Genomic DNA, 4,400 nt, shown 5'->3' on the forward strand with positions numbered 1-4,400 from the left:
GCCTCGATGCGACGGGTGGTGCTGGTCGACGGCTTCATCAGCACGGCCGCGGCCCTGGCCGCCGTGCGGCTGGTTCCCGCCGCCCTCGACTATTGCGTGTTCGCCCACGGCTCGGCCGAGCGCGGCCATCCGGCCATGCTGCGGGCCCTGGGCGTGCGTCCGCTGCTGGACCTGGACCTGCGGCTGGGCGAAGGCACGGGCGCGGCCCTGGCCGCCCCGCTGCTGGTCGCGGCCGCCAACCTGCTGACCGACGTCGCGGCCCTGGTCGACGTCCTGGCCGGACCCGACTGATGCCGCGCCAGCTGAAGCTGTTCTTCTGCGCCCTGCAGTTCCTGACCCGTCTTCCCGCGCCCTCGTTCGTCGACTTCCAGCCCGACTGGATCACCCGCGCCGCCCGCTACTATCCGCTGGTCGGGATCCTGGTGGGCGTGATCTGCGCCACCGTTCTGCTGGCGGCCGGACAGCTGTGGAGCGGCCCGTTGCCGGCCCTGCTGGCCGTGGCGGCGGGCGTGCTGGTGACCGGCGGCTTCCACGAGGACGGCCTGGCCGACACCGCCGACGGCCTGGGCGGCGGCCAGACGCCCGCGCGTCGCCTGGAGATCATGAAGGACAGCCGGGTCGGGACCTACGGGGTCCTGGCCCTGGGCCTGACTCTGGCGATCAAGGTCGCGGCCCTGGCGCCTCTGCCGCTCGCAACCGCCGCCCTGGCCCTGGTCGCCGCCCACGGCGTGGGCCGCGTCGCCGCCGTGGCGGTCATGGTGCTGGGACGCCATGTCAGCGACCGCGACGACGCCAAGTACAAGCCCGCGCCCGACGGCGTACGGCCGTTCGAGCTGCTGATCGCCGCCGTGCTGGGCCTTTGGCCGCTGGCGCTGCTGGGCTGGCCCGGCCTGGTCGGGGCGGCTGTCGGGGCGATCCTGGCGGCGGCCCTGGCCTTGACGGCGCGGCGGCTGATCGGCGGCCACACCGGCGACGTGCTGGGCGGCGTCGAGCAAGCCTGCGAGCTTGGCGTCATGCTGGGCGTTTCGGCCTTGATGGCGACGCGATGACCCTGCTCGTCTGCCCCCTCAGCCAGGTCGAGACGGCCCGAACCCTGCATCGGCCGTCGCATCTGGTCAGCCTGCTGGCGCCCGCCGCCGACGCGGCGTGGCCCACCTTCGACGTTGACGGCGAACATCTGCGGCTGGCCTTTCACGACATCGCCGAGCGCCGCGAAGGCTTCACCGCGCCCGACGGGGCCCTGGTCGCCCGGCTCCTCGACTTCGCGGCCGGATGGGACGCGGCGCGGCCGATGCTGATCCATTGCTGGGCCGGAGTCAGCCGCTCGACGGCGGCGGCCTTCGTCATCGCCTGTCAGCGCGGACCCACGCGGTCCGAGCGCGACATCGCCCAGGCCCTGCGCGCCGCCGCCCCCTACGCCACCCCCAATCCGCTGGTGGTCAGCCTGGCCGACGCGGTGCTGGGCCGGGCAGGCCGGATGTCGGCCGCCGTCGCCGAGATCGGCCGCGGCGCCAACACCTTCGAGGGCGCGCTGTTCGAGTTGCCACTAAGGTGAAGCTTTAGCTCACGCCGATTTTCCCAGGCATCGAACAAGTTTAGCTAGCCGAGCTCATGCTGCACGTCGGCCGTGGTGACGGCATCCGTCAGCAGTCCACGGCCGATACCTTGTCATCAGACGCCGGGCCGTGCTCACTCGGTCCATGGTCGAGCTCCTGTCGCACAAGCAAGCCCGTCGCATCGCCCTGGCCGCCCAGGGGTTCGCCGACGCCCGTCCCGACAAGCCGACCCGCCGTCATTTGACCACCGTGATCGAGCGGTTGGCCCTGCTGCAGATCGACAGCGTCAACGTCGTCTCGCGCTCGCACTACCTGCCGCTGTTCTCGCGCCTGGGCGCCTATCCGCGCGTCCTGCTGGAGGACCTGGCCTGGGGCAGGAAGCCGGCGCTGTTCGAATATTGGGGCCACGAGGCCTCGCTGATGCCGCTGGACCTGCAGCCCCTGCTGCGCTGGCGGATGGAGGACGCGCGGGCCGGGGTCGGCGTCTGGAAGGGCGTCGCCCGGTTCCTGACCGAGCACCGACCGTTCATCGACAAGGCCCTGGCGGCGATCCACGAGCGCGGCCCGCTGTCGGCCGGCGAGCTGGGCCTGGGCGAGCGCGGCCAAAGCGGCTGGTGGGGCTGGAGCGAGGCCAAGCGGGCGACCGAATGCCTGTTCTGGGCCGGGGAGCTGACCACCGCCACCCGGCGCGGGACGTTCGAACGCGTCTATGACCTTCCGGAAAGAGTGCTGCCCAAGGCGATCTGGTCGACGCCGACCCCGTCCCGCGATGAAGCCCATCGCATCCTGCTGCGTCGCGCGGCCCGCGCGCTCGGCGTCGCCACGGAACGCGATCTGCGCGACTATTTCCGCATGAGCCTCGCCGACGCGCGGCGCGGCGTGGCGGATCTGGTCGAGAGTGGCGACCTGATGCCGGTCGAGGTCGAAGGTTGGGACCAACCCGCCTATCTGGCCCCGGACGCCCAGCGGCCGCGCGCCGTGAAGGCCAACGCCCTGCTCTCCCCGTTCGACAACCTGATCTGGTTCCGCGAGCGGGCCGAGCGCCTGTTCGACGTCCGCATACGGCTGGAAATCTACACCCCGGCCCACAAGCGCACCCACGGCTATTATGTGCTGCCCTTTCTGCAAGGCGAGGCGATCACCGCGCGCGTCGATCTCAAGGCGGACCGCAAGGCGGGTTTGCTGCGGGTTCTTTCAGCCCATCGCGAGCCCCAGGCCGACGGCGCGACGGCCCCCGCCCTCGCCGCTGAACTACGGCTCATGGCCGCGTGGCTGGGCCTTACGGATATAGCGGTCGCGCGGAGCGGCGATTTGAGCTCGGCCCTGGCGGCGGAGGTCGGCGGACATTGACTTTGGCCCGCCAAAGCCTATTTATCCGCAGCTTCTGGAGCAGGCTTGGCGAATCCGCGCCGCCCGTTCGCCCAAACACGGGCGGCTCTGGACTTCAGACCAGCGTGATATGACAGAATTTTCCGAACTCGGGCTTTCGCCCACGACCCTCCAAGCGGTCGCCGACACCGGCTATACGACGGCCACCCCCATCCAGGCGGCCGCCATCCCGGTGGCCCTGGCCGGCCAGGACGTTCTGGGCATCGCCCAGACCGGCACCGGCAAGACCGCCGCCTTCACCCTGCCCCTGATCGACAAGCTGATGAACGGCCGCGCCAAGGCGCGCATGCCGCGCGCCTTGGTCATCGCCCCGACCCGCGAGCTGGCCGACCAGGTCGCCTCCAGCTTCGAGAAGTACGCCAAGGGCACCAAGCTCTCGTGGGCGCTGCTGATCGGCGGCGTGTCGTTCGGCGACCAGGAAAAGAAGCTCGATCGCGGCGTCGACGTGCTGATCGCCACCCCGGGCCGCCTGCTCGACCACTTCGAACGCGGCAAGCTGCTGATGACCGGCGTGCAGTTCCTCGTCGTCGACGAGGCCGACCGCATGCTCGACATGGGCTTCATTCCGGACATCGAGCGCATCTTCAAGATGACGCCGCCCAAGAAGCAGACCCTGTTCTTCTCGGCGACCATGCCGCCGGAAATCACCCGCCTGACCAAGCAATTCCTCAAGGATCCCGTGCGGATCGAGGCGGCGCGGCCGGCGACCACCAACGAGAACATCACCCAGCTGCTGGTCAAGGTGCCCTCGTCGGATCCCAAGGCCAAGCGCCTGGCGCTGCGGGCCCTGATCGAAAAGGCCCAGATCGAGACCGGCATCGTGTTCTGCAATCGCAAGACCGAGGTTGACGTGGTCGCCAAGTCGCTGCGGTCGCATGGCTTCGACGCCGCCGCGATCCACGGCGACCTGGACCAGAGCCAGCGCATGAAGACCCTGGCGGCCTTCCGCGACGGTTCGTTGAAGATCCTGGTGGCTTCCGACGTCGCCGCGCGCGGTCTCGACATCCCGGCCGTCAGCCACGTCTTTAACTACGACGTCCCGCACCACGCCGACGACTACGTCCACCGCATCGGCCGCACCGGCCGGGCCGGGCGTTCGGGCGTCACCTACATGCTGGTCACCCCGGCCGACGACAAGGGCTTCGACAAGGTGGTCAAGCTGATCGGCTCGACCCCGACCGAAGAAAAACTCGACCTGGACTATTCCAACGCCGTGACCGTGCGCCGCGAAGGCGACAGCAAGCGTGGCGGCGGACGGGATCGCGACCGCTCGCGCGGCGGCGAACATGGCCGTGACCGCGATCGCAACCGCGCCCCGACCGAACCGTCGGCCGTGGCCGCCGCCAACCTGGAAGCCGCCATCGCCGGCGAGCCGATCCCGTCGGCTCCTGGTGAAGTCCCCGCCAAGCGCCCTGCCCGCGTGCGCAAGCCGCGCGGCGGTGAACAGGCCCCGGC

General features: G+C 70.5%; 5 protein-coding genes. All 5 read left to right on the top strand.

Annotated features, from left to right (window positions below; genetic code table 11):
* Window positions 1–291 (top strand): nicotinate-nucleotide--dimethylbenzimidazole phosphoribosyltransferase (locus tag WAL33_RS10360; RefSeq protein ID WP_422181067.1); only part of this gene is annotated, 291 nt, incomplete at its 5' end.
* Entirely contained in the window at window positions 291–1,049 is a 759-nt protein-coding gene (gene cobS, locus WAL33_RS10365) for an adenosylcobinamide-GDP ribazoletransferase (RefSeq protein WP_422181069.1), read from the top strand. The genes WAL33_RS10360 and cobS, both read left to right, overlap by 1 nt.
* Window positions 1,046–1,555 carry a tyrosine phosphatase family protein gene (locus tag WAL33_RS10370; RefSeq protein WP_422181071.1) on the top strand — a complete coding sequence of 170 codons (510 nt, stop codon included), beginning with the start codon at window positions 1,046–1,048 and terminating at the stop codon, window positions 1,553–1,555. Before cobS ends, WAL33_RS10370 begins: the two co-directional genes overlap by 4 nt.
* A 145-nt stretch (window positions 1,556–1,700) precedes the next feature.
* A complete protein-coding gene (locus WAL33_RS10375; RefSeq protein WP_422181075.1) occupies window positions 1,701–2,906 on the top strand; it encodes a winged helix-turn-helix domain-containing protein in 1,206 nt (401 codons plus the stop codon).
* 109 nt (window positions 2,907–3,015) lie between these two features.
* On the top strand, window positions 3,016–4,400 hold a 1,385-nt coding region (locus tag WAL33_RS10380; RefSeq protein ID WP_422181073.1), incomplete at its 3' end, for a DEAD/DEAH box helicase.

Source organism: Caulobacter sp. (assembly GCF_049283275.1).
Lineage (GTDB): Bacteria > Pseudomonadota > Alphaproteobacteria > Caulobacterales > Caulobacteraceae > Caulobacter.

Coding starts and splice junctions, on each gene's coding strand:
- cobS (WP_422181069.1), top strand. CDS start 291: ATGCCGCGCCAGCTGAAGCTGTTCTTCTGCGCCCTGCAGTTCCTGACC.
- WAL33_RS10370 (WP_422181071.1), top strand. CDS start 1,046: ATGACCCTGCTCGTCTGCCCCCTCAGCCAGGTCGAGACGGCCCGAACC.
- WAL33_RS10375 (WP_422181075.1), top strand. CDS start 1,701: ATGGTCGAGCTCCTGTCGCACAAGCAAGCCCGTCGCATCGCCCTGGCC.